We start from the raw sequence: 21,796 nt of genomic DNA on the forward strand, positions 1-21,796 counted from the left end.
GCATAGATACGCTGGACATGCCGCGAACCGCCAGTAAAACGGCCGCGCAGCGCCCATCACGTTTGACGTAGACCAGGAGATTCCCATCAGCAGTTTCGCCGACAAGACCTTCACCGCGCCGGCGCAGATTCGGAATTTCTGCATCATCGCCCACATCGATCACGGCAAGTCGACGCTGGCCGACCGGATGCTGCAGCTCACCGGCGTCGTCGATGAGCGCTCGATGCGCGCCCAGTACCTGGACCGGATGGACATCGAGCGCGAGCGCGGCATCACCATCAAGGCGCAGAACGTCCGGCTTCCGTGGAAAGTCGATGACGAAGACCATGTCCTGCACCTGATCGACACCCCGGGCCACGTCGACTTCACCTACGAGGTGTCGCGCGCCCTGGAGGCCTGCGAGGGCGCGGTGCTGCTGGTCGACGCCGCCCAGGGCATCGAGGCGCAGACCCTGGCCAACCTCTACCTGGCGCTAGACCGTGACCTGACCATCATCCCGGTGCTCAACAAGATCGACCTCCCGGCGGCCGACCCGGACCGCTACGCCGGAGAGCTCGCCCACATCATCGGCTGCGAGCCCGACGACGTCTTAAGGGTGTCCGGCAAAACCGGCGAGGGAGTGGCCGACCTGCTCGACGAGGTGGTGCGCCAGGTGCCGCCCCCGCAGGGCGAGGCCGACGCGCCCCTGCGGGCGATGATCTTCGACTCGGTCTACGACATCTACCGCGGCGTGGTGACCTACGTCCGGGTGGTCGACGGCAAGATCACCCCGCGCGAACGCATCGCGATGATGTCCACGGGCGCCACGCACGAACTGCTCGAGGTCGGCATCGTTTCGCCCGAGCCGAAGGCCAGCGAGGGCCTGGGTGTGGGCGAGGTGGGTTACCTGATCACCGGGGTCAAGGACGTCCGCCAGTCCAAGGTGGGTGACACCGTGACGACGGCCAAGCGCGGCGCCGCCGAAGCGCTGACGGGATACCGCGAGCCCAGGCCGATGGTCTACTCGGGGCTGTATCCCGTGGACGGTTCGGACTATCCGGTTCTGCGCGACGCGCTGGACAGGCTGCAACTCAACGACGCGGCCCTGACCTACGAGCCCGAGACGTCGGTGGCGCTGGGCTTCGGATTCCGTTGTGGCTTCTTGGGTTTGCTGCACATGGAGATCACCCGGGAGCGCCTGGAGCGAGAGTTCGACCTGGACCTGATTTCGACGTCGCCCAACGTCGTCTATCGCGTGGTCAAAGAGGACAACACCGAAGTCGTCGTGACCAACCCGTCGGACTGGCCCGAAGGCAAGGTCCGCACCGTCTACGAGCCGGTGGTGAAGACCACCATCATCGCGCCCAGCGAATTCATCGGCACCATCATGGAACTGTGCCAGTCGCGCCGCGGCGAGCTCGGCGGAATGGACTACCTGTCACCCGAACGCGTGGAGCTGCGCTACACCATGCCGCTGGGCGAGATAATCTTCGACTTCTTCGACTCCCTGAAGTCACGCACCCGCGGCTACGCCAGCCTCGACTACGAGGAGGCCGGCGAGCAAGAGGCCCAGCTGGTCAAGGTCGACATCCTGTTGCAGGGCGAGGCGGTCGACGCGTTCAGCGCGATCGTGCACAAGGACGGCGCCTCGGCCTACGGCAACAAGATGACCACCAAGCTCAAAGAACTGATCCCACGCCAGCAGTTCGAGGTGCCGGTCCAGGCGGCGATCGGATCGAAAATCATTGCGCGCGAAAACATCCGAGCCATCCGCAAGGACGTGCTATCCAAATGTTACGGCGGTGACATCACCCGCAAGCGCAAACTTCTGGAAAAGCAGAAGGAAGGCAAGAAGCGGATGAAGACCATCGGGCGGGTCGACGTACCGCAGGAGGCGTTCGTCGCGGCGCTGTCCGCGGACGCGGCGGGGGACAAGGGCAAGAAGTAGCCATGCGGATACTCAAAGCGGCGGCGACGCTAGCAGCGCTGGCCACGCTGGTGACGGGATGCGGCGCGGTCGTGGACGGAACGGCGAAGCCGGCACCGAACCTGAAGCTGCGTCCGCTGAGCGGCGCGACGGTCAGCAAGGTGCTGCTCGACGGCGCGACGCTGTCGCGGATGCTCGACCAGACGCTGATCTCCCGCGAGCCGGCGCAAGTCGGCGGCCCCGAGAAGCTCTACCAGGTCAAGCGGTCGACGTCGCAGGCCGGCTGCCTGGGCGTGACGGCGATGCTGCAAAAGAGCGTGTACCGCTCAGCCCAGGTCCAGGACGTCGCCTCGGTGTCGTGGTGGAACAACGGCGAACCGGCGCAGGTGATCACCGTGATGGAGGGCGTGGTCACGCTGCCCTCGGCCGCGCAGGCTCAGGCGTTGTTCGCGCAGTTCTCGCAGCAGTGGCAGCAATGCAACGGCATGACGACCTCGGAACAGACCGGCCCGATCAGCACGACGAACGTCATCAGCGATGTCCGCGGCACCGCTACCACCATCGCGGCGACCAAAACCGCCACCTCGGTGCTGCCCAACATGCCCGCCCTGCGCCCCACCCCCCAGGCGCGGGCCATCGGTATCCGGTCGAACTGCCTCGTGGAGGTCGAGGTGGTCTTCTTCGGCGGGCGGCGATCCACCGACCCGGGATCGGCCAACGTCAACAGCAGCGCGCTCGACATCGCGCGCGCCATGATGGACAGGGTCAACGCGCTGAGCTGAGGTCGGGAGGGGTGAAGTGAAAAGCACCTGGCGCTCGCTGGCCGCGTGGTCGCGGTGCTGCTGGTGAGCGGGTGCACCCAAACCGTCTCCGGCACAGGCACTCTGGCGCCGAACGCGGGTCGGGTGCCGGCCATCAAGCGGGCCTTGTTCGACGGTACCGCGCTGGCGAAGCTGCTCGACCAGCCGTTCCAGCCGTACCCGCATTACTCGGAGTTCGGGGGCGGCGACAAATTGGGAACCGCGTGGGATAAGGCGAAGCCCGCCGAGTGCATCGGCGTCGTCCATTTGATGCAGCGGGACCCGTATGGCTCGGCGCCGATTCAAGAAACGGCCGCCGAAATGTTGGTGGGCAAAAGGGATTCGGTGAAGATCGACATTGTCCAGCAAGGCATCGTCGCGTTGCGGACGGCCGCGGACGCCGACGCGCTCTTCGCCAGGTTCGTCGCGCAGTGGCAGAAGTGCGACGGGACCACGTTGACCGTAAAGCCCGGCGCCCGCCGCTGACGCGGGCTCCCTTCCGGCTACATCGGCGCGTTGGCGGGCTGGAACATCCCGGAGCCGTCGGCCTCCTCCTCGGCCCGGATAACGTGCACCACCGCGTTGATCAGCGCCAGGTGGGTGAACGCCTGCGGGAAGTTGCCCAGCTGGCGACCGGTGCGCGGCTCGATCTCCTCCGCATACAGGTGCAGCGGGCTGGCGTAGGACAGCAGCCGCTCGCACAGGCGCTTGGCGCGGCGCACCTCCCCGATCTCGACCAGCGCCGACACCAGCCAGAACGAGCAAATCGTGAACGTGCCCTCCTCGCCCGACAGCCCGTCGTCGGTCTCCTCGACCCGGTAGCGCAGCACCAGGCCTTCCTGGGTGAGCTCGTCGGCGATCGCCAGCACGGTGTTGCGCACCCGCGGGTCGTCCGGCGGCAGGAACCGCGTCAGCACCACCAACAGCAGCGAGGCGTCCAGCGCCTCGCTGCCGTAGCGCTGGGTGAACACGCCGCGGGAGTCCACGCCGTGCGCCAGGATGTCGTTCTTGATCTCCTCGGCGATGGCCCGCCACTGCTGGGCGTAGCTCTTCTCGCCCTGCCGTTCGGCCAGCTTCGCCCCGCGGTCGAGCGCCACCCAGCACATGACCTTCGACGACGTGAAGTGCTGCGGCTCCCCGCGCACCTCCCAGATTCCGCGGTCGGGCTCGCGCCAGTGCTTGATCGCCTCTTCCACCTGCTTCTTCAGCACCGGCCACAACGTCTCCGGGACCTGTTCGCGCGACTTGGCGTGCAGGTAGAAGGAGTCGAGGATGGAGCCCCAGATGTCGTGCTGGACCTGGTCGAAGGCGCCGTTGCCGATGCGCACCGGCCGGGCCTGGTCATAGCCGGACAGGTGATGCAGTTCCTCCTCGACGAGGCTGCGCTCCCCGCCCACGCCGTACATCACCTGCAGCGGGTGCCGCTCGTTGTTGTTGGCGCCCGAGACGTCGGCGATGAACGCGAAGAAGTCGTCGGCCTCGCGGTCGAGCCCGAGCGTGTACAGGCCCCACAACGCGAACGTGGAGTCGCGCACCCAGGCGTAGCGGTAGTCCCAGTTGCGTTCGCCCTGCGGTGTTTCCGGCAGCGACGTGGTGCTGGCCGCCAGTAGCGCGCCGGTGGGCGAGTAGGTCAACCCCTTCAGCGTGAGCGCGCTGCGCTGCAGGTAGGCCCGCCACGGGTGGTCGGGGAAGTTGCCGATGTTGATCCACTGCCGCCAGCACTCGGTGGTCTGCCACATCTTGTCGGCGGCCTCTTGGTAGGTCTGCGGCGCCGGGTGCTTGGTCCAGCTCAGGGCCACGAACACGTCGTCGCCCTCCTTCATCCGGGTGCGTGCGCGCGCTTCGCGGCCCTCCAGCCCGATCCGCAGGTTGGTGGTGAGTCGCAGCGTGGGGTGGGCGTCGGGCTGCCTGGTGGCGCGCGCGATGGCCTCGCCGTACGCGTTGGCGGAGTATTCCCAGGTGGCCCCGACGCGGTGGTAGTCGAACGCCGGCTCGCAGCTCATCATCAGTTCGACGGTGCCGCTGACGCAGCGCACGGTGCGCAGCAGGATGTGCTCGGCGTCCCAGTCCATCGGGGTGCGGCGATGCGTCCGCGACCGGCGGTCCAGGTCGTGCCAGGGGCCCATGACCAGCGCGTCACGCACGATCAGCCATCCGGTGTGCGTCTGCCAGGTGGTCTCCATGATGAGGCTGCCCGGCAGATACCGGCGGGCCGAGGGCACCGAGACGCCGTAGGGGCCCAGCCGGAAATGGCCGGCGCTGCGGTCCAGGATCGCCCCGAACACGCTCGGCGAGTCCGGCCGCGGCACACACAGCCATTCCACCGACCCGGCCGGCGAGATCAGGCAGGTGGTTTCCCAGTCCGACAGGAACGCGTAATCGGCGATCGGCGGAAACGGGTTACGCAGGGCCGCGCTGGGAGCGAGGGGCCCGGGAGTGCGCAGGTCGATGGACGACGACATCGACGTGGCGGACGCCGCTGGAAACGCTTCCTCGGGCATGTCTTCGTCCGGCTGGGCCGGTTGGTCGTCGGGCTGAACATGCAGAACCATCTGGACATCATCGACCGCACGGCGGCCCGGCGTCCAACGTTTCGCCGACGCGGCGTGGCGCACACCCACCCGGGCGCCGATGTTCACGCATTGGTTTTGTGTGGCGGCGCCGCATAGGGTGAGCTCCGTGAACGCGTTCCTCAACTGGTGGGACGGCAACGAGCTATGGCTTTCGGGGCTCCCTTTCGTGCTGCAGGCCATGGTGGTGATGCCGGTCGTGCTGGCGGTGGCCTATGTGACGGGGGCCCTGCTCGACGGCCTGCTCGGCAAGGGCATCGAGTTGATGCGCCGTGCCCGCCACGCCGGTGAGACCTCCGGGTGACGCGCATGCCTCGGTCGCACGTGACGCTGGTTCTCCTCATCTTGGTGGCGCTGGTGATCGGCACGTGGCTGGTCACCCACCTGATGCACCGGTGAGACGCCCGCCCCGGTCGCTGCCGCCGGCTGCGGTGGCGGCACCGTCAATTCCTGTTAGGCTTCCCGCCATGCGCGTGGCGATTGGCATCCCGGGGTGCTATGCCTTCGTGCACTGTTGTCGCTGACTCCCAAACCCGTGTGCGGTCTGGTTCTGGAGTTCTCGAATCCTCCTGAAGTTCTAGTTGCCTTTCCGCTGAGACGGGACCGAGATCCGATAAGTCCCCCACCGGAAGGCCTTCGATGGACATCAGGACCGCACTGCGTTGGCGGCCTGTACTCGCCCTGGTTTCGACAGCCGGCGTCGCCGCAAGTGTCGCCGGCTGCCACGGGGGCGCCAGCGATGCCGTCGGCGGCGGCGGGCTGGCCGGCGCGCGCACTTCCATCACGCTGGTCGCCTATTCGGTCCCAGAACCCGGGTGGAGCAAGATAATTCCGGCGTTCAATGCCTCCGAGGAAGGCAAGGGCGTGCAGGTGGTGACCTCCTACGGGGCCTCCGGTGACCAATCCCGCGGTGTCGTCGACGGCAAGCCGGCCGACGTCGTGAACTTCTCCGTCGAACCCGACATCGCGCGACTGGTCAAGGCCGGCAAGGTTTCCAAAGACTGGAACACCGACGCCACCAAGGGAATCCCGTTCGGCTCGGTGGTCACGCTGGTGGTGCGCAAGGGCAATCCGAAGCACATCAAGGACTGGGATGACCTACTGCGGCCCGGCATTGAGGTCATCACGCCCAGCCCGCTCAGTTCGGGGTCGGCCAAGTGGAATCTGCTGGCGCCGTACGCCGTCAAGAGCGAAGGCGGCGCCAACAGCGCCGCCGGTGTGGATTTCATCAAGAAGCTGGTGACCGAGCACGTCAAACTCCGTCCCGGATCGGGGCGCGAAGCCACCGACGTCTTCATCCAGGGCAGCGGTGACGTGCTGATCAGCTACGAGAACGAGGCCATCGCGACCGAGCGGGCGGGCAAGCCCGTCGACCACGTCAACCTGCCGCAGACCTTCAAGATCGACAATCCGGTCGCCGTCGTCAACACCAGCCCCCACTTGCAGGCCGCCGTCGCGTTCAAGAACTTCCAGTACACGGCCGCGGCCCAAAAGGTTTGGGCGCAGGTCGGTTTCCGGCCGGTAGACCCGTCTGTCGCCGCCGACTTCCGCGCCCAATATCCGGTGCCGACGAAGCTGTGGACCATCGCCGATCTCGGCGGCTGGAGCACGGCGGATCCGCAGCTGTTCGACAAGAGCACCGGCAGCATCACCAAGATCTACACGCAGGCCACCGGATGACGGCCATCACGCCGGACCCGCTGGCAATCCGGCCCGAACTCAGCGGCGAGCCCGGGCACGGGCCGCTGCCCGGGCGTGGCCGCGGGACCACCGCCCTGCGGGTCGGGGCGGCCACGGTGTGGCTGTCGGTGATCGTGTTGCTGCCGCTGGCGGCGATCGCCTGGCAGGCCGCCGGCGGCGGCTGGCACGCGTTCTGGCTCGCGGTCACCTCCAATGCCGCGCTGGAGTCCTTCCGGGTGACCCTGACGATCTCGGCCGGGGTGACTGTGCTCAACCTGATTTTTGGTCTGGTGATCGCGTGGGTGCTGGTGCGCGACGACTTCGTCGGGAAGCGACTGGTCGACGCGATCATCGACCTGCCGTTCGCGCTGCCCACCATCGTCGCCAGCCTGGTCATGCTGGCGTTGTACGGCAACAACAGCCCGGTGGGTCTGCACCTGCAGCACACCGCGTGGGGTGTGACGGTGGCGTTGGCCTTCGTGACGCTGCCCTTCGTGGTCCGCGCGGTTCAGCCGGTGCTGCTGGAGTTGGATCGCGAAGTCGAGGAGGCGGCGGCGTCGCTGGGCGCCAGCGGCCCGAAGATCTTCACCTCGGTGGTGCTGCCGGCGCTGCTGCCCGCGCTGTTGTCCGGTGCGGGCCTGGCGTTCTCGCGCGCGATCGGCGAGTTCGGGTCGGTGGTGCTGATCGGCGGCGCGGTGCCGGGCAAAACCGAAGTGTCATCGCAGTGGATACGGACCCTGATCGAAAACGACGACCGCACCGGCGCCGCCGCGATATCCATTGTGCTGTTGGCGATTTCGTTCGTGGTCCTGCTCATCTTGCGGATCGTGGGTGGGCACGCGGCCAAACGCGAGGAGCTGGCCGCATGACGTCGTCCGCCGGAGTCCGCTATTCCCTGCGATTCGTGGCGCTCGGATACATCTTCGTGTTGCTGGTCGTGCCGGTGTCGTTGATCCTGTGGAGGACGTTTCGGCCCGGGTTCGGCCAGTTCTACGCCTGGGTCAGCACTCCCGCGGCGATATCGGCGCTGAACCTGACCCTGCTGGTGGTGGCCATCGTGGTGCCGCTCAACGTAATCTTCGGCATCCCGACGGCATTGGTGCTCGCGCGCAACAGGTTTCGCGGCAAGGGCGTGCTGCAGGCGATCATCGACCTGCCGTTCGCGGTCTCACCCGTCATCGTGGGTGTGGCGTTGATCGTGTTGTGGGGCTCGGCGGGTGCGCTGGGATTCGTCGAAAACGACCTCGGGTTCAAGATCATCTTCGGCCTGCCGGGCATCGTGCTCGCCAGCATCTTCGTCACCCTGCCGTTCGTGGTGCGTGAGGTGGAGCCGGTGCTGCACGAGCTGGGAACCGACCAGGAGGAGGCGGCGGCGACGCTGGGTTCGGGCTGGTGGCAGACGTTTTGGCGGATCACGCTGCCGTCCATCCGGTGGGGCCTGACGTACGGCATCGTGTTGACAATCGCACGTACCCTGGGGGAATACGGTGCGGTGCTCATCGTGTCGTCGAACCTGCCGGGAAAGTCGCAAACACTGACATTGCTTGTTTCGGACCGATACAACCGCGGCGTCGAGTACGGCGCCTATGCGCTGTCGACCTTGCTGATGGGGGTTGCGGTGCTGGTGCTGATTTTCCAGGTGGTTCTCGACGCCCGCCGCGCCCGAGCGGCGAAGCAGGCCTGACGAGGAGGATGACGTGACAGACACCGGTACCGGCCGGGACGACCTCGCCATCATCGTGCGCGACGCCTACAAGCACTATGGCGACTTCGTCGCGCTGGACCACGTGGACTTCGTCGTGCCGACCGGGTCGCTGACGGCGTTGTTGGGTCCCAGCGGTTCGGGCAAATCGACGCTGCTGCGCACCATCGCCGGTCTCGACCAGCCCGACAGCGGAACCGTCACGATCTACGGTCGCGACGTGACCCGGGTGCCACCGCAGCGCCGCGGCATCGGGTTCGTCTTCCAGCACTACGCGGCATTCAAGCACCTGACCGTCCGCGACAACGTGGCCTACGGGCTCAAGGTTCGCAAGCGGCCCAAAGCCGAAATCAAAGCCAAGGTCGACAACCTGCTGGAAGTGGTGGGGCTCAGCGGTTTTCAGAGCCGCTATCCCAATCAGCTCTCCGGTGGTCAGCGACAGCGGATGGCGCTGGCTCGAGCGCTGGCGGTCGACCCGCAGGTGCTGCTGCTCGACGAGCCGTTCGGTGCGCTGGACGCCAAGGTGCGTGAGGATTTGCGGGCGTGGTTGCGCCGCCTGCACGACGAGGTGCACGTGACCACGGTGCTGGTCACCCACGATCAGGCGGAGGCATTGGATGTCGCCGACCGGATTGCGGTGCTCAATCACGGTCGCATCGAGCAGATCGGATCCCCGACCGACGTCTATGACGCCCCGGCGAACGCGTTCGTGATGTCGTTCCTCGGCGCGGTGTCCACCCTCAACGGCGCCCTGGTGCGTCCGCACGACATCCGGGTGGGTCGCAACCCCGAGATGGCGATCGCCGGCGGCGACGGCACCGCGGAGTCGATCGGGGTGGTGCGGGCCACCGTTGACCGGGTGGTGGCGCTGGGTTTCGAGGTGCGGGTCGAATTGACCAGCGCGGCCACCGGCGGCTTCTTCACGGCGCAGATCACACGCGGCGACGCCGAGGCCCTGGCATTACGCGACGGCGACACCGTCTACGTGCGTGCCACCCGGGTCCCACCGATCGCCCCGACTGCGGCGGAGCCCGGTCACAAAGCGGACGAGGATGAGAACACGCTGACCTCAGCGTGATTCGTCACGAGGCGTGCAGACCGCACTCCGTCTTGGACAGCCCCTGCCAGCGCCCACTGCGCGGGTCGGCGCCCGCCAGCGGCTTGGCCGTGCACGGGGCGCAGCCGATCGACGAATAGCCGTCGTAGATAAGCGGATTGACCAGCACGCTGTGCTCGTCGATGTAGTTCTGCACGTCGTCGTCGGACCAGGTCGCCATCGGGTTGACCTTCACCAACTTGAAGCCCTCGTCGAAGCCGACCACCGGGGCGTTGGCGCGTGCGGCGGTTTCGCCCCGGCGCAGCCCGGTCACCCAGGCCGAGTAGCCGCGCAGCGCCTTGCCCAGCGGGGCGACCTTGCGCAGCCGGCAGCATTCACCGGGATCACGCGCGAACAGGTCCTTGCCCAGCAGTTTGTCCTGCTCGGCGACGGTCTGCTCGGGCGTGACGTTGAGCACCCGGATGTCGTAAACGGACTCGATGGCGTCGCGTGTACCGATGGTCTCCACGAAGTGGTAGCCGGTGTCCAGGAACACCACCGGCACACCCGGGCGCACCTTGGCGGCCAGATCGATCAACACCGCCTCTTGCATGCTGGAGGCCACCACGTAGTTGCAGGTCGCCCATCCGCGCGGTCCGTTGACGCCGCCGAACGTCTCGTCGGTCCAACGCAATACGTCGCTGGCGCTGGCGCCCTCGAGCTCGGCCGCTCCCCGGGCGGCGAGCTCGCGCAGCTCGGCCTCGGAATGTCTGGTTGTTCGTTCGCTCATCGCAAATCGTCCTCGTCTGCCCTCATGGCCCACTGTGCGAAACGTTCACCCTCGCCGCGATATTTCAGGAAGTTACGTGCGACCCGCTCGATGTAGTCGCCGAGCTCGTCGCTGGTGACCTTGTGCTGACGCAGTTTTCGGCCGAAGCCGCTGTCTTGACCCAGGCTGCCGCCCAGGTGTACCTGGAAAGCCTCGACCGAGCCGCCGTTTCCGTCGTCGACCATCTGGCCTTTCAACCCGATGTCGGCGACCTGAATGCGTGCGCACGAATTGGGGCAGCCGTTGAGGTTGACGGTGATCGGAACATCGAGCTGCAGGTTGATGTCCGCGAGCCGACTTTCCAGCTCGGGCACCAAAGACTGCGCCTTGACTCGTGTTTCGGCGAATGACAGCTTACAGAATTCAATTCCCGTGCAGGCCATCACATTCCGGCGCCAGTGTGACGGTTGGGACTGCAGGCCGAGCGCCTCCAAACCGGCGATCAGCTCCTCGAGCTTGTCGTCGGGGACGTCGAGGATCACCAGCTTTTGGTAGGGGGTCAACCGGATCCGGTTCGAGCCGGCCGCCTCGGCGAGGTCGGCCACCGCGGACAGGGTGGTGCCCGAGACCCGTCCCGCAATCGAGGCGACACCCACGGCGTTGAGCCCGTTCTTGAGCCGTTGCACACCGACGTGGTCGATCGGACGCGGGACCGGCTCCGGCGCCGGTCCGTCGATCAGCGGACGCTTGAGGTACTCGGTTTCGAGGACTTCACGGAACTTCTCGACGCCCCAGTCCTTGACCAGGAACTTCAGCCGCGCCTTGGAGCGCAGCCGCCGGTACCCGTAGTCACGGAAGATCGAGGTGACCGCGTGCCAAACCTCGGGCACTTCCTCGAGCGGCACCCAGGCACCCAGCCGTTGGGCCAGCATCGGGTTGGTCGACAGGCCGCCGCCCACCCACAGGTCCAGCCCGGGGCCGTGCTCGGGGTGGTTGACGCCGATGAACGCGATGTCATTGACCTCGTGCACCACGTCCTGCAGGCCCGAGATGGCGGTCTTGTACTTGCGCGGCAGGTCGGCGAAGTCGGGCTGGCCGATGTAGCGGCGGGCGATCTCGTCGATCGCCCAGGTCGGGTCGAGCACCTCGTCGAGCGACTCGCCGGCCAGCGGTGATCCCAGGATCACGCGGGGGCAGTCGCCGCACGCCTCGGCGGTCTGCAATCCGACGTCGGCCAGCCGCCGCCAGATTTCGGGGACGTTCTCGATCTCGATCCAGTGGTACTGGATGTTTTCCCGGTCGGTGATGTCGGCGGTGTCGCGTCCGAACTCGGTGGAGATCTGGCCGACGGTGCGCAGTGCGGCCGTCGACAGCGCACCGCCGTCGCAGCGCACCCGCATCATGAAGTACCTGGCCTCGAGCAGCTCGGCGTTGTCGTCGCCGGTGAAGGTGCCGTCGTAGCCCTGCTCACGCTGGGTGTACAGGCCCCACCAGCGGAAGCGCCCACGCAGGTCGCTCTTGTCGATGCTGTCGAAGCCGTTCTTGGCGTAGATGGTCTCGATGCGCTCGCGCACGTCCAGTGGGGCGCCGGCCTGCTTCATCTCTTCGTTCGGATTCAGCGGCTCACGATTCCCCAGTGCCCATTGGCCCTCGTTACGGGCCTTCGCGGGTCGGGCGGTGGTCATCGGAAGTTCTCCTTCAAAAAGATCGCCAGCGCGGCCAGCACAGTTCACCGGCACTTATGGGCGGCACGAAACCGTCGGCCTGCTGGAGACACAGTGGGCTGGGTCTACCAAGTCAAGGCAGACAGATACAGCTGCAAACGCGCTTGAGATCGATGTGCCGTCGCGCCACGAGCACAATGTGCGGGCTGGGCTGGGCGACAGTCACGCCCCCATTGTGCCATGGATGCCGGGGGGCCGTGCGAGCAGGTCAAATCTGGGCTCACGATGATTAAAAGTCCACGCCGAGCGTGCTACCACGGCGAGAAATGGGGCCGAGCCTCGCAGTGGGTGCACGCTCGGCGGGCAGGTAGCCGCATGGCATCGGCGGGATCGACGGCGCCGGGGCCAGGTGTCTGCCGTGGGACCATTTAGGCATGGCCATTCGCGAGGAGCCGGTCGACCTGCCCGACGTGCGGGCGACCGCCGGGCACCCGTTTGGCATCTACGTGCATGTCCCGTTTTGCGTAACGCGTTGCGGCTATTGCGATTTCAACACCTATACCCCGGCGGAGCTGGGGGGCGTCAATCCCGACGCCTGGTTGGGCGCGCTGCGGACCGAATTGCAACTGGCGGCCGCACGGCTGCAAACGCCGCCGGTGAGCACCGTGTTCGTCGGGGGCGGGACACCCTCGCTGCTCGGTGGCGCGCGCCTGGTGACGTTGCTGGACATGGTGCGCGAGCACTTTCCGCTGGCAGCGGACGCCGAGATCACCACCGAGGCCAACCCCGAGTCGGCCTGGCCGGACCTCTTCGACGCCATCCGCGCGGCCGGCTACACCCGGGTGTCCCTGGGGATGCAATCGGTGGCGCCACGGGTGCTGGGTGTCCTCGACCGCATTCACACGCCGAATAGATCGGCTGATGCCGCCCGCGAGGCGCTGGCCGCGGGCTTCGAGCACGTCAGCCTCGATCTGATCTATGGAACGCCGGGGGAGTCCGACGACGACCTGCTGCGGTCGGTCGACACCGCCATCGAGACCGGCGTCGACCACGTCTCCGCCTACGCGCTGGTGGTCGAGGAAGGCACCGCCCTGGCCCGGCGGGTGCGTCGCGGTGAACTGGCCGCTCCCGACGACGACGTGCTGGCCCACCGCTACGAATTGGTCGACGCGCGCCTGAGCGAGGCGGGCATGTCCTGGTACGAGGTGTCCAACTGGTCGCGGCCCGGCGGTGAATGCCGGCACAACCTGGGCTACTGGGACGGCGGCCAGTGGTGGGGCGCGGGACCGGGCGCGCACGGATACGTCGGCGCCACGCGCTGGTGGAATGTCAAGCATCCCAACGCCTATGCCGAGAGGCTGTCCGCTGCTGCGCTGCCGGTCGCCGGATTCGAGCGGCTCGACGCCGACACGTTGCATACCGAAGATGTGTTGTTGAAAGTCCGCCTGAGCCAAGGACTTCCGGTTGGACTGTTGAATTCCGAAGAGCGCGAACGCGCCGAGGGCGTCGTCGCCGACGGGTTGCTAGTGGCGGCGGGGGACAGGCTCGTCCTCACCGATCGGGGACGGCTGCTGGCCGACGCCGTGGTGCGGACGCTATTGGGGTAGCGGCCCGGTCAGACCCCGAACCATTGCTCGAAGACCCGGGCGATCTCGATGTAGAGCGGGATACCGACGGTGACGTTGTAGGAGAACGTCAGACCCAGCGAGGCGGCCAGCGGCAACGTCGGGCTCGCCTCGGGGATGGCGAGGCGCTGCACCGCCGGGACGGCGATGTAGGACGCCGCCCCGCACAGGACCGCGAACAGCACGTAGGTCCCCGTCTTGAAGTCGGTGTGGGTCAGCGACGCGTAGCTGCAGGCGACGACGATGCCCAGCGTCGCAAAGACATTCGGCGCCACGAGACCGAAGACGATGAATCCGGGGCCCGCCGTGCGCAGGTCTTTCAGCTTGCGCGACGCCGTCATGCCCATTTCGAGCAGGAACAGGCACAGCACGCCCTGGAACGCCAGCACGAAGAACTTGTCGTCGTCGGCGACGACCTTCTGTCCCTGCAGCCCGCTGACGAGACCGATGATGATGCCGCCCATCAGCAGGACCAGCCCCGGATTGAGGAACACTTCCTGAAACAGCTCGCGGGAGAGGATCGGCATCCGTTTGGCCTTGGCCCCGTCCGCGACCGGGTCGGGCTCCCACTGCTCCAGCGTGTCCACCTCGTGCTCGAGGCTGTGGCCCTGCGCGGGCCGCGCGGCGCTGCCGGGGCCGACCCCGACCTTGACGGGTGGTGTGTAGCCGGGCTCGTCGGGCAGGTACCCGGCGGAGTCCATACCCCGGTGGCGCAGTCGGGCCACGAAGTACAGCGCGACCAGGCAGCCCGGGATCTCCATCACGGCCAGCATCACCGGCATGTAAGCGTTGAAGGCGATGTTCACGGCGGCCAGCACGGCCACACAGGTGGCAAAGGTCCCCGCCGAATCCGACCCGTAATAGCCCGCGATCGTCGCGCGGTCGACCTTCCGCAGCGATTTCAGTCGGCTCAGGCCCACGTACGCCAAACCGCCGATGGCACAGTTCAATACGAAGCCCAGGACCATGAATCCGACGATGGCGCCGACGCTCGAGGCACTGATCTTCGCGAGCTCTTCGCCGCCGTGCCATCCGATGGCCAGCAGCAGATACATGGTCAACCCCTGATAGATGACATAGGGGAATTCGAAGCGCACCTTCAGGATGGGGATCAGAAAGCCGAAGTAGAAAAACAGCAGGAGCGGCTTGAAGAGGTTGTGGGTGAAGTTGTGCCAAAACTCTTGCAGCATCGATGCCTCCGTTGAGTAGACCCGCGATCAGGGGGAAGCACCGTCCGCAAACGCGGAGCAACCACGAAACATCCCGACGACCGTCAGAAATTTATCCCCGTGGCGGTCGGCCTGCCACTCGAAAGCACGGCGGGGACGAGGGGCCTTCCAGACCCGTCGCGCGCCGCAAATGCGCAGGTCAGGCCCGATTTGGCGGAACTACATCCGGCGCTGGCAGGCGTCTCGTCATCCGTGAGATTGGTGTGAAGTTGCTGTCTATTTACTGTGTAGTCAAATCTGGAGTCAGCGCGGCGGCGAGTTGAGCGATGGCCTGGCCCCCGGCTCCCTTTTGCCGGTGGGTCACCGACAGCCAGGCCGAGGGCGAGTAGTGCGTCGTGATTTTCTCGAAGCCGTCGACCCGGGAAACCGAGAGCACACCGGTCTTTTGATTGATTTCGAGCTCGTCGCCCGCGCTCGCCTGGACCTCCTCGCCACTGCTGAGGCGAATGCTGAACACGTCGTTCCTCCAATCAGCGAATCCAGGCGGACGGGCCAGTGCCACTAGGACGAGTCTCGCGGCCCACGTCGTTCGGTGCGCGACCACGACGTAAACGGTGGGAAAACGTTGGGGTGGCGAGGCTCACAACGGATCGGCGGCGCCTGACCTTCCAGGCCGGCGGCGACGCCGACCTAGCTGCGCGAACGGGACGGCTGGGGCGACGAATCGGCGGGTTGGGGCAGGTAGCTTCGGGCGGGGCCGGGCTTTAACTCCGAGAGAGTTTTAGCCGAAGGCGCCCCGCGGGGGGCAACTCGATGGGATCGGTTGCGCACAGCTACATAGGTTAGGCTACATTTACTAACCGTGACCGAGGTCAGCGTCGAGACAAGTTCCGCCGGTTCCGCGTCGCCATCGATCCCGCTTCCCGCCCATATCGACCCGGCGGATCTGGCGGCCGAGTTGGCCGTGGTGCTCTCCGAACGCGTCGGGGAAGAGTATCTGCTCTACGAGCGCAGCGGGGAATGGGTGCTGGCCACCGGTGTGCACGCCATGATCGAGTTGGACAGCGACGAGCTGCGGGTGATCCGCGATGGGGTCACGCAGCGCCAACAGTGGTCGGGGCGACCCGGGCCGGCGCTGGGCGAGGCCATCGACCGGCTGCTGCTGGAAACAGACCAACTCTTCGGTTGGATCGCCTTCGAATTCGGGGTCTATCGCTACGGGCTCCAACAGCGCCTGGTGCCGGGAACCCCGCTGGCCCGGGTGTTTTGGCCGCGCGGCCGCATCGTGGTGTCCCGGGAGGCGATTCGTCTGTTCGACGCGTCGGCCGATCACCGCGACGTAGTGCTGGCTGTGCTCGGCGACGGCGTCTCCGCGCTGCGCGAGGCCTCCGCGATCGACGTCATCGCCGACACCTCCGACTACCGCAATCGCGTCGCGTCGGCCGTGGCGGAGATCGCGGCGGGCCGCTACCACAAGGTGATCCTTTCCCGTTCTCTCGAAGTGCCTTTCGCGCTCGATTTCCCGTCCACCTACCGGCTGGCGCGCCGGCACAACACCCCGGTGCGATCATTTCTGTTGTCGCTGGGTGGGATTCGTGCCGTGGGCTACAGCCCCGAACTGGTCGCGGCGGTCCGTCGCGACGGTGTCGTGGTGACCGAGCCGCTGGCGGGCACCCGGGCGCTCGGTCGTGGCGAGGCGCGTGACCGCGAGGCGCGAGATGACCTGGAGTCGAACTCCAAAGAGATTGTCGAGCACGCGATTTCGGTACGAAGCTCGCTGCAGGAGATGACCGAGATCGCCGAGCCCGGCACGGCGGTCGTCACCGATTTCATGACGGTGCGCGAGCGGGGGAGTGTCCAGCACCTCGGGTCCACGGTCAGCGGGCGCCTGGGCACGTCGAACGACCGAATGGACGCGCTCGAAGCGTTGTTCCCTGCGGTCACCGCCTCGGGCATCCCGAAAGCGGGCGGTGTCGAAGCGATCATGCGCCTCGACGAAGGACCGCGCGGCCTCTATTCGGGTGCGGTCGTGATGATTTCGGCCGACGGCGGGCTGGACGCGGCGCTGACGCTGCGCGCGGCCTACGAACGTGACGGCAGGACCTGGTTGCGGGCCGGTGCCGGCATCATCGAAGAGTCCACGCCCGAACGCGAATTCGAAGAGACGTGCGAGAAGCTGTCCACGCTCGCGCCCTATCTGATTGCGCGCCCTTAGGCGAGGAATTCGACGAGTCCAAGCAGCGGTAACTCCGAACGTGCGGTGCGAAGGGCCGAGAAGATCACCGCCAGCAAAGTCCTTCAAACAGAAGGAACACCGACACTGATTAATGTTATATGCAGCGCAAGCGGAGGCTATGGCCGCATTACGGGTGAATTCTCAATGGCCAGTTAAGGGTTGACAGCGAATATCCGTCATTCTCAAGTTTTTTCGCGGTGGTGCGTTTAGCATCTGTCCCAACTTCAACGGGATGGAGTATTCGTGTCTGGTCTCAAGTCGAAAGTCATTCTTGCCGTCATGCTGGCGCTCACCTTCCCCACGGCAGCGGCCTGCACGGGCACTTACACGTGCCTCACCTGCACTGTCGTGCCTTTTTAGTGCTGCCCAGCGTCTAGGTTGCGCGCGCGCACGGCCCGAGGTGTGCGTGGACCAAAGCTCAGGCCGAAGAACTCGACTCGACGAGATAGTCCGCCAAAATGCGGCCCACCAGTGACTCGATGTTGGATTCGATCGACGACGCGAGCGTGGCGGTGACCGTCGCCACGGCCTGAGTCCGGAAGCGCACGAGCATGGTGATCAGCTCGGCGATCTCGGCGTCGGCCGGGAGCGGCTCGCCGGGCCTGATGCGGTCCAGCACGTGTTCGGCGCCGGCGCGCACGAGCATGTCGCTGATCTTGTCGATCTCGGGGACGATCTGCTCGTGCAGGTCGATGAGCTTGTCGAATTCGACACCGTAGCCGCGGATTTCATTGAACGCTTCGATCAGTTTCGGGCGGGTGATCGTCGCGTTGGACCCGTCGATCCGAATCACCTGAAGCGCGACGAGCCGCTCGAAGGCTTGCGGGTCGTCGACGAGTCGCTGGGCGTCGGCGAGCGGCATGGTTTCCGGCTTCTCCGTCGTCCACGGACCCGCGATGGCGGTTTCGAGGCCCAGCACGTCGCCGAGGTTCTTGCCTTCCTCCCACGCGCTCAGCATTTCTCGAACGTGCGCGATGGTGTAGCCGCGATCGAGCATCGAGGTGATCAGCCGCAACCGGGTCAGGTGGGTGTCGTTGAACAGCGCGATGCGCCCGACGCGCAGCGGGGGCGGCAATAGCCCGCGGTCACGATAGACGCGGATATTGCGGGTGGTGGTGCCGGCCAGCCGGGCCAGGTCGTCGATGCGGTACTCGCCGGAGTTCGTGGCGCCGTGCGGGTGGCGGACCGCCGCGTCGAACAGCTGGGACACCGCCGTTTCGATGAGTTGGCGATATTCGCGCGATTGGCGCCGCACGCGTTTGGGGGCGCGCCGCACGTTGTGCAGCACGCTGGCGATGGTGCCGGGTTCGGGCCGCGACGCGCGCTCGGTTGCCATGTCAGGGCGCGATCTCAGGCCGATCGGCTGGCGCGCGCCCGGGCGTGCGCCACCGCCTGATAGTCCTCATACCGGAAATCCCTCATCTGGCGAAGATACTGCGTGGCGAATCCGGGATACATCGACCCGTTGAATCCGTCCTTGGTGAGGTACCAACTGCGGCACCCCGACATCCAGGTCGTCTTGGTCAGCCGGCGCTGGAGATCCTCGTTGTGGCGACGTTGGACCTGTTCGCGGACATCGAGATAGCGCAGGTCCTCGTCGAGGATGGTGGTGATGCCGCGTACCACGTAGTCCAGCTGGCCCTCGATGTAGACCAGCAGCGAGTTGTGCCCCGGCCCGGAGTTGGGGCCGGTCATGACGAACAGGTTCGGATAGCCGTGCACGTTGATGCTCTTGTAAGCCTGTGCGCCGTCGGCCCATTCGGCGGCCAGCGAGCGCCCACCGAGTCCGGTGACTGCGAAAGGCGGCCCGGTCAGATGCACGTCGTAGCCGGTGGCGAACACGATGCAATCGAGGTGGTGCTCGATGCCGTCACCGGTGCGGATGCCGGCCGGGCTCAAGGTGGCGATCGGCCAGTCGACGAGCTTGCAGTTGTCGCGTTGCAGCGCGGGGTAATAGTCGCTGGAGACCAGCATGCGCTTGCACCCCGGCCTGAAGTCGGGCGTCAGCTGGCGCCGCAGCCACGGATCCTTCACCTGAGCGCGCAGGTGCGCCCGCCCAAGCCGGGCGACCAACGACGTCAGCGGCGTGTCCCACACCAGCGCCGTTGCGCTGGCTTCATGTCCCCAGTACAGCGCCTGACGCGCAAGCTGTTGGGTGGCAGGGACTTTGGCGAACAAGGCTTGCACGGCCGGTGGGGTGGCGACGTCCAAGCGCGGCAGCACCCAGCAGGGGGTGCGCTGGAAAACCTTGACGAATTCGGCGCGCTTGACCAGCTCGGGGATGATCTGGATGGCGCTGGCCCCGGTCCCGATGACGGCGACGCGCTTGCCCGCGAAGTCGTAATCGTGATCCCAGCGGGCGCTGTGGATCTTGTGCCCCTGGTAGCTGTCCAGGCCGCGGATGTCGGGGAAGCTGACGTCGGACAGGGGCCCGGACGCCAGCACGACGCCGCGGGCGCGAAATTTCTTGCGGTTCCTGGTGGTGGCGGTCCAGACGCCGGCTCCCTCGTCGAAGGACAAGTCCTTGACCTCGTGACCGAACCTGATGCGGTTGCGGATGCCGAACCGGTCCGCCATGTCCTCGAGGTGGCGATAGATTTCCGGGGCGGGGGAGTAGGTGCGCGACCAGGTCGGGTTTTTGACGAACGAGTACGAGTACAGCAGCGAAGGGACGTCGCAGCTCGCACCGGGATACGTTGTGTCGCGCCAGGTTCCGCCGACGCGGTCGGCGCGCTCCAGTATCACGATGTCGTCGACTCCGGCTTCGGCCAACCGAATCGCCGCGCCTAATCCGGTGAAGCCGGCTCCGATGATGAGCGCCGCATGGGCGTCGTTGTTGTTCGCCATGCTCATGCCGCCGGCTCGTGGGTGAGTTCTCTGACCCACGTCGGTACCGACGGCAGCAGCGGCCGCGGATATCGGTCGGAAAGCCACACCATCGAATTCGCCAGCAGGTGGTACGGGTGGCGTGGGTTCGTGACCACGCCGGCGTAGCGCCTCAGGAACCGATAGGTCGGTACCCTGCTGGTGCGTTCGCCGCGGTCGCCAAGCTCTCTGAATCGTTTCACGGCCCGGTAAAGCCGCTCGGGCTCCATGCCCATGGCGACGATCTCGTTGCGGATCCTGTTGATCAGCGGTGCACCCATGATCGCACCGATGATGAGGCCCGGAGTGGCATTGTGACCGATGAAGTCGATCAGCAACCGCCGGATCTTCGCGTGCCCGATCATGTCGAGAACTTCGAAATCGACGACCAGATGGCGTGATTCGTCGTTGTTGATCTTCTCGAATACCTGGTGACAGACGGGATCGTGCACCTCGTCGAGGAGGAATTTCAGCAAAGCGCCGTCCAGTGCGACTTCGAGCATCGGGATGACGGTGCCGAGCAGAGACAGCGGCATGTCGTCGGCCCAGCGGTCCAGCCAGTCGATGGCCAGTCGGATGTTCACGTTCGGCTCGGGAATCTCACCGTCGGTGAGCATGCCCCAGCGCTTCATCAGCGCCAGTTCGGCGTTGGCGTGGCGCTGCTCCTCGGCGTGGAAGTAGCGGTAGATCTCGGCGATGGTCGGTGTGGGTGCCTTCTTCGCCAGCGCCGCAAAGCCCCTGGCGCCGATGTTCTCGATCCAGCACAGGTCGGCCATGAACGCCTTGAGCTGGGGCCGCTGTTCGTCACTGATCATGTCGGCGCCGGGCGCGTCCCAGTCGATATCGGCGAGCGCCCACTGCCGGTCTTTGATCTTGGCGAGCATGGCTTCCATGTCGATAGCCATCGCGAGCTCCTTTGCGCGTCGGGTGTTCAGGGCAGGTTGATGCGGGAGAGCAGGCCGGCCGTGCGCGTATAGGCCTGCGGGGCCAAGCGTTTGATGTTCCAGCCCACCTTGGCGTCGAACTGCGGCATGCAGTACAGCTCGTCGCGGTCGTGTGCGTCCAGGCAGGTCCGCGCGACCTTCTCCGCGGACAATCCGGTCCAGCGCATCAATTTGGCCGCGAGTTCGCCGGATTGTTCGCTGATGCGGCCGGACTCGAGAATGTTGGTCTTGACGAAGGTCGGGCACAGCACGGTGACCCGCACGGGTGTTCCGGCGAGTTCGGCGGCCAGGGTCTCCGACAACGAAAGGACGCCGGCCTTGCTCACGTTGTAGGCGGCCATACCTGGGGCGGCGCCGAATGCCGCCGCGGAGGCCACGTTGATGATGCCCCGCGGCGCGCGGGACGGTTCGGCGTCCCGCAGGATCGGGGTGAACACATGGCAGCCGTGAATCGGGCCCCACAGGTTGATGCCGAGGGTCCACTCCCAATCGTCCAGCGGCGCATCACCGATCGCGGCACCGCCGGCGCCGACACCGGCGTTGTTGATCACCAACGTGGGCGGCGCCGCGAACCAAGCCTGCGACTGTTCGGCCAATGCCTGCACCTCGTCGACTCGTGATACGTCGCAACGGATCGCGATGGCCTTGCCGCCGTGGGCGGTGAGCGCATCGACCGTGCGTTGGGCCGCACTTTCGTCGATGTCGCTGCACACGACCGAGCCGCCGCGACGGCCTAGTTCGACGGCGAAGGCGGCGCCGATGCCGCTGCCGGCGCCGGTCACCACCGCCGACGCGTTGCGGCTGATTTTGGGCTTATTGAGTCCGAACAT

General features: G+C 66.3%; 19 protein-coding genes. 10 read left to right on the plus strand and 9 right to left on the minus strand.

The window, feature by feature from the left end:
• Positions 1-55: 55 nt before the first annotated feature.
• Genes lepA through W7U_RS04435 form a run of 3 tightly spaced genes read left to right on the plus strand, consistent with a single transcriptional unit; the run spans position 56 to position 3,192 of the window.
• Complete coding sequence (lepA, locus tag W7U_RS04425) at positions 56-1,927, plus strand: translation elongation factor 4 (RefSeq protein WP_072501241.1); 1,872 nt, start codon at positions 56-58, stop codon at positions 1,925-1,927.
• Positions 1,928-1,929: 2 nt separating this feature from the next.
• Positions 1,930-2,688: a sensor domain-containing protein gene (locus tag W7U_RS04430; protein ID WP_008255291.1), complete on the plus strand. Its 759-nt coding sequence runs from the start codon at positions 1,930-1,932 to the stop codon at positions 2,686-2,688.
• 45 nt (positions 2,689-2,733) lie between these two features.
• Positions 2,734-3,192 carry a sensor domain-containing protein gene (locus tag W7U_RS04435; RefSeq protein WP_008255292.1) on the plus strand — a complete coding sequence of 153 codons (459 nt, stop codon included), beginning with the start codon at positions 2,734-2,736 and terminating at the stop codon, positions 3,190-3,192.
• Positions 3,193-3,209: 17 nt separating this feature from the next.
• On the opposite strand, the gene W7U_RS04440 is transcribed toward W7U_RS04435, so the two are convergent.
• A complete protein-coding gene (locus W7U_RS04440; protein WP_170320582.1) occupies positions 3,210-5,168 on the minus strand; it encodes a glycoside hydrolase family 15 protein in 1,959 nt (652 codons plus the stop codon).
• A 217-nt stretch (positions 5,169-5,385) separates the two neighbouring features.
• Here W7U_RS04440 and W7U_RS04445 point away from each other — a divergent pair, with 217 nt between their 5' ends.
• The 5 genes from W7U_RS04445 to W7U_RS04465 all read left to right on the plus strand — a co-directional run bounded on the left by W7U_RS04445 (position 5,386) and on the right by W7U_RS04465 (position 9,736).
• The gene (locus W7U_RS04445; RefSeq protein WP_020822108.1) at positions 5,386-5,580 is read left to right on the plus strand and encodes a hypothetical protein; all 195 of its coding nucleotides are present in this window, start codon (positions 5,386-5,388) and stop codon (positions 5,578-5,580) included.
• A 335-nt stretch (positions 5,581-5,915) separates the two neighbouring features.
• Positions 5,916-6,956, plus strand: a complete 1,041-nt coding sequence (locus tag W7U_RS04450) for a sulfate ABC transporter substrate-binding protein (protein ID WP_008255295.1) — start codon at positions 5,916-5,918, stop codon at positions 6,954-6,956.
• Complete coding sequence (gene cysT, locus W7U_RS04455) at positions 6,953-7,825, plus strand: sulfate ABC transporter permease subunit CysT (protein WP_008255297.1); 873 nt, start codon at positions 6,953-6,955, stop codon at positions 7,823-7,825. The genes W7U_RS04450 and cysT overlap by 4 nt, the downstream gene beginning before the upstream one ends.
• On the plus strand, positions 7,822-8,640 hold the full coding sequence (gene cysW / locus W7U_RS04460) for a sulfate ABC transporter permease subunit CysW (protein ID WP_008255299.1): 819 nt from the start codon (positions 7,822-7,824) through the stop codon (positions 8,638-8,640). The genes cysT and cysW overlap by 4 nt, the downstream gene beginning before the upstream one ends.
• Positions 8,641-8,653: 13 nt before the next feature.
• A complete protein-coding gene (locus tag W7U_RS04465) occupies positions 8,654-9,736 on the plus strand; it encodes a sulfate ABC transporter ATP-binding protein (protein WP_008255301.1) in 1,083 nt (360 codons plus the stop codon).
• A gap of 4 nt (positions 9,737-9,740) precedes the next feature.
• Here the strand turns inward: W7U_RS04465 and W7U_RS04470 are convergent, their stop codons facing one another.
• Positions 9,741-10,484, minus strand: a complete 744-nt coding sequence (locus W7U_RS04470) for a phosphoadenylyl-sulfate reductase (protein WP_008255302.1) — start codon at positions 10,482-10,484, stop codon at positions 9,741-9,743.
• Positions 10,481-12,148 carry a nitrite/sulfite reductase gene (locus W7U_RS04475; RefSeq protein WP_008255305.1) on the minus strand — a complete coding sequence of 556 codons (1,668 nt, stop codon included), beginning with the start codon at positions 12,146-12,148 and terminating at the stop codon, positions 10,481-10,483. Before W7U_RS04475 ends, W7U_RS04470 begins: the two co-directional genes overlap by 4 nt.
• Positions 12,149-12,561: 413 nt before the next feature.
• Here W7U_RS04475 and hemW point away from each other — a divergent pair, with 413 nt between their 5' ends.
• A complete protein-coding gene (gene hemW / locus W7U_RS04480; protein ID WP_008255309.1) occupies positions 12,562-13,734 on the plus strand; it encodes a radical SAM family heme chaperone HemW in 1,173 nt (390 codons plus the stop codon).
• Between the two features lie 8 nt (positions 13,735-13,742).
• Here the strand turns inward: hemW and W7U_RS04485 are convergent, their stop codons facing one another.
• Both W7U_RS04485 and W7U_RS04490 read right to left on the minus strand, forming a co-directional pair.
• Entirely contained in the window at positions 13,743-14,942 is a 1,200-nt protein-coding gene (locus W7U_RS04485) for a sodium-dependent bicarbonate transport family permease (RefSeq protein ID WP_008255312.1), read from the minus strand.
• Between the two features lie 259 nt (positions 14,943-15,201).
• Positions 15,202-15,438: a hypothetical protein gene (locus W7U_RS04490; RefSeq protein WP_008255314.1), complete on the minus strand. Its 237-nt coding sequence runs from the start codon at positions 15,436-15,438 to the stop codon at positions 15,202-15,204.
• A 345-nt stretch (positions 15,439-15,783) separates the two neighbouring features.
• Here W7U_RS04490 and W7U_RS04495 point away from each other — a divergent pair, with 345 nt between their 5' ends.
• Positions 15,784-17,136: a salicylate synthase gene (locus W7U_RS04495; RefSeq protein ID WP_008255316.1), complete on the plus strand. Its 1,353-nt coding sequence runs from the start codon at positions 15,784-15,786 to the stop codon at positions 17,134-17,136.
• A gap of 439 nt (positions 17,137-17,575) precedes the next feature.
• Here W7U_RS04495 and W7U_RS04500 read toward each other — a convergent pair whose 3' ends face one another.
• The 4 genes from W7U_RS04500 to W7U_RS04515 are packed head-to-tail and all read right to left on the minus strand — an operon-like array spanning position 17,576 to position 21,796.
• Positions 17,576-18,493 carry a MerR family transcriptional regulator gene (locus W7U_RS04500; RefSeq protein WP_008255317.1) on the minus strand — a complete coding sequence of 306 codons (918 nt, stop codon included), beginning with the start codon at positions 18,491-18,493 and terminating at the stop codon, positions 17,576-17,578.
• A gap of 14 nt (positions 18,494-18,507) precedes the next feature.
• Positions 18,508-20,010: an NAD(P)/FAD-dependent oxidoreductase gene (locus W7U_RS04505; RefSeq protein ID WP_008255319.1), complete on the minus strand. Its 1,503-nt coding sequence runs from the start codon at positions 20,008-20,010 to the stop codon at positions 18,508-18,510.
• Positions 20,007-20,927, minus strand: coding sequence for a hypothetical protein (locus tag W7U_RS04510; RefSeq protein WP_008255322.1), 921 nt, complete (start codon positions 20,925-20,927; stop codon positions 20,007-20,009). The genes W7U_RS04505 and W7U_RS04510 overlap by 4 nt, the downstream gene beginning before the upstream one ends.
• A 26-nt stretch (positions 20,928-20,953) precedes the next feature.
• Positions 20,954-21,796 carry an SDR family NAD(P)-dependent oxidoreductase gene (locus tag W7U_RS04515; protein ID WP_008255323.1) on the minus strand — a complete coding sequence of 281 codons (843 nt, stop codon included), beginning with the start codon at positions 21,794-21,796 and terminating at the stop codon, positions 20,954-20,956.

Origin of the sequence: Mycobacterium sp. H4Y (assembly GCF_000364405.1) — a bacterium.
GTDB classification, from domain to species: domain Bacteria; phylum Actinomycetota; class Actinomycetes; order Mycobacteriales; family Mycobacteriaceae; genus Mycobacterium; species Mycobacterium intracellulare.